Annotated in this window: 2 protein-coding genes; both read right to left on the bottom strand. The window is 55.6% G+C overall.

Going from position 1 to position 2,726, the window contains the following annotated elements; translation table 11 throughout:
- Positions 1 to 167: 167 nt before the first annotated feature.
- Positions 168 to 1,466: a M16 family metallopeptidase gene (locus tag ACTHUT_RS17405; RefSeq protein WP_440386773.1), complete on the bottom strand. Its 1,299-nt coding sequence runs from the start codon at positions 1,464 to 1,466 to the stop codon at positions 168 to 170.
- Between the two features lie 58 nt (positions 1,467 to 1,524).
- Positions 1,525 to 2,726, bottom strand: a 1,202-nt coding sequence (locus tag ACTHUT_RS17400) for a M16 family metallopeptidase (protein ID WP_440419201.1), incomplete at its 5' end; no start/stop codon positions are given.

The raw sequence follows: 2,726 nt of genomic DNA, 5'->3' as shown, positions 1-2,726 counted from the left end.
TTGGCCTATTGAATCTTTAAATATCTTATATACTTTCATGAAAACCCCTTTTATGATTAATATTTGAAAAGTAAGAAATTGTATCATAGTGCATAAGTAATCTGAATAATTGTCAAACAACAGGCCGTCTGAAAAATCTTTCAGACGGCCTGTTGTTTTAAAGCGTTTTATTCTGCGCCGACAACGACGGTGTTGAGGTCTTTGAATTTGACGCGGCGTTGCCATGCGTCGCGGACTTGTTCGACGGTTAGGCTGTTGATGGCTTTGGGGTAGGCTTCCAAGTAGTCGTTGGGCAGGTCGTAGAGGCCGATCAGGCTCAGGTAGTTAAGCAGTTTGTCGTTGGAGTCGTAGCGCAGGGGGAAGCTGCCGACGATGTTGGCTTTGGCCTGTTTCAGTTCGGCTTCGGTCGGGCCTTCGGCGATAAACTGTTCGATGACGGCTTGGGTGTCGGCCAGTGAGGCTTTGGTGTTTTTCTTTTGGGTGGAGTAGGAAACGGCAAACGTGCCTTCTTCTGTCGCCGGGGCGAGGCTGCTGTATACGCCGTAGGTGTAGCCGTGTTGGTCGCGCAAAACTTTCATGAGGCGGCTGTCGAAACCGCCACCGCCGAGGATGTAGTTACCGGCAACGAGGGCGTAATAGTCGGGGTCGTGGCGTTTGATGAGGGAGGTGCCGAGCAGGACTTGTGCCTGTGTACCGGCAAAGGGGATGTCGCGGCGTTGGGCGGTTTGTTTGGGAACGGGTGGGATGGCGTGGGTTGCGGTGGCTTTGGCCGGCAGGTCTTTGAGGACGCGTTCGACCAGTTGCTCTGCCTGTTTGCGGTTGAGGTCGCCGACGATGGCAACGATGGCGTTGTCTTTGCCGTAGTGGGTGCGGTGGAAGGCGCGGATGTCGTCCAGACTAACTCGTTTGAGGCTGTCAACGGTTATGTTTGCGCCACTGCCGTAGGGGTGGTTCGGGTAGATGAGTTTGGTCAGTTTGCGCGTGGCGGTGTAGTCGGGGGTGGTTTCTTGTTGTTGCAAGCCGGTGATGGATTGGGTTTGACGGCGGCGGAAAACGGCTTCGTCAAAGCGCGGACGGGTCAGCGAGTGGTTGAGCAAGTTGGCGGCTTTGTCGCGGATGTCGGCTTTGCTGAGGCTGCGGAAGCCTGCGGACGCGCTCTCGGCATTGCTGTCGCTGCTGATTTGTGCGCCGATGTTGTCGGCTTCGGCATTGAAGGCTTCTTCGTCCAGCTCTTGGGTGCCGTCGGTCAAGAGGGCGGCGGTAAATTCGGCAACTTGGCTTTTGCCGTCCGGATTGGCGACGCTGCCTGCGCCCTTGAAGCTGACTTCAAGGTCGATGATGGGGTTTTCGTGGCGTTCGACAAGGAGGATTTGGGTGCCGTCGCGGTTGCGCCAGCGTTGGATGTCGGTGGCGGCTTGGACGCTTAAGGGCAGGAGTAGGGCAAGGGCGAGCAGGGTGGGTTTCATGTTGTGGCTTTCTGTTAGGGCCGTCTGAAAGGATATGGGCTTTCAGACGGCCTGATGTTTATCGGCGTTTGGCAGCTTTTTTGCTTGGTGCGGCGGCTGTTTTTTGCGGCTCGATGATGACGGTACTCATGCGCTCGTCGGTCAACATCCGGGCGGCGGCCTGTACTTCTTGTGCGCTGACGGCCTGTAGGCGGCGGTGGATTTCTTGTTCGTCGGTATATTGGAAACCGCGCGCTTCGAGGCGGCCCATCATGGAGGCTTGGGAAGACATGGAGTCTTTGGCGTAGATTTCGTTGACCGCTGCCTGGGTTTTGACGCGCTGCAATTCTTCTTCGGAAACGCCGTTGTCGGCAATGTCTTTGATTTCTTGGCGCAGCTGGGCAATCAGAGTATCGGTTTTCACGCCTTCGGCAGGCATGGCTATTACGCTGAACAGCGGCATTTCACGGCTGATGATGTCGTAATGCGTTCCTGCGCTCAATGCGGTTTGCTTGCCGCGCACGAGGTTTTTATCAAAACGGCTGGACGCGTTGCCTGCCAAAATATCGGAGAGGATGTCGAGGGCGAAAGGCATCGTGTCATCGAGTTTTTGGAGTTTCGGCACACGGAAGTTGATGGCAATCAGCGGCTGGTGTGTAACCGGAGAAGTGGCTTTGACCGTAACAGGCTTGCGCAAATAGGGTTCGGTATGGAGCTTGTTGCGCGGCGGCTGGGCTTTAGCCGGAATATCGCCAAAGAGTTTGGCGGCCGTCTGAAGCGTTTGTTTGGCATCGACATCGCCGACAATGACCAATACGGCATTGTTGGGCGCGTAATATTGTTTGTACCACGCGCGCAAGTCGTCGGCTTTGAGGGTGTGCAAATCTTTCATGTAGCCGATGACGGAGGCGCGCATAGACGGTTGGGTAAAGGCGGCAAGATAGGCTTGCTCCCACATTTTGCCGTCGGCCGTGTCTTCCGTGCGCTGGCGGCGTTCTTCGCGGATGACGTTCATCTCGTTGAGGAATTCTTTGTCGCTGAAGTTGAGGTTGTGCATGCGGTCGGCTTCGAGCTTCAGAATTTCGGGCAGGTTGGCGGCGGCGACGTTTTCGTAATAGACCGTTTCATTGCGGTTGGTGTAGGCGTTGTTTTGCCCGCCCAGCTCGGACACGCGGCGGTTGAACTCGCCGGAGGGAACGTCTTTCGTGCCTTTAAACATCATGTGTTCCAAAGCGTGGCTCAGGCCGCTTTTGCCCGGTTTTTCATCCACGCTGCCGATTT

It is taken from the genome of Neisseria sp. P0022.S010, from assembly GCF_051956635.1.
The sequence above is the reverse complement of the archived record's forward strand: the minus strand, read 5'-3'. Positions and strand labels throughout refer to the sequence as shown.

Bases quoted from the DNA above. Each gene is read 5' to 3' on its own strand.
- ACTHUT_RS17405 (WP_440386773.1), bottom strand. From the start codon at position 1,466: ATGAAACCCACCCTGCTCGCCCTTGCCCTACTCCTGCCCTTAAGCGTC.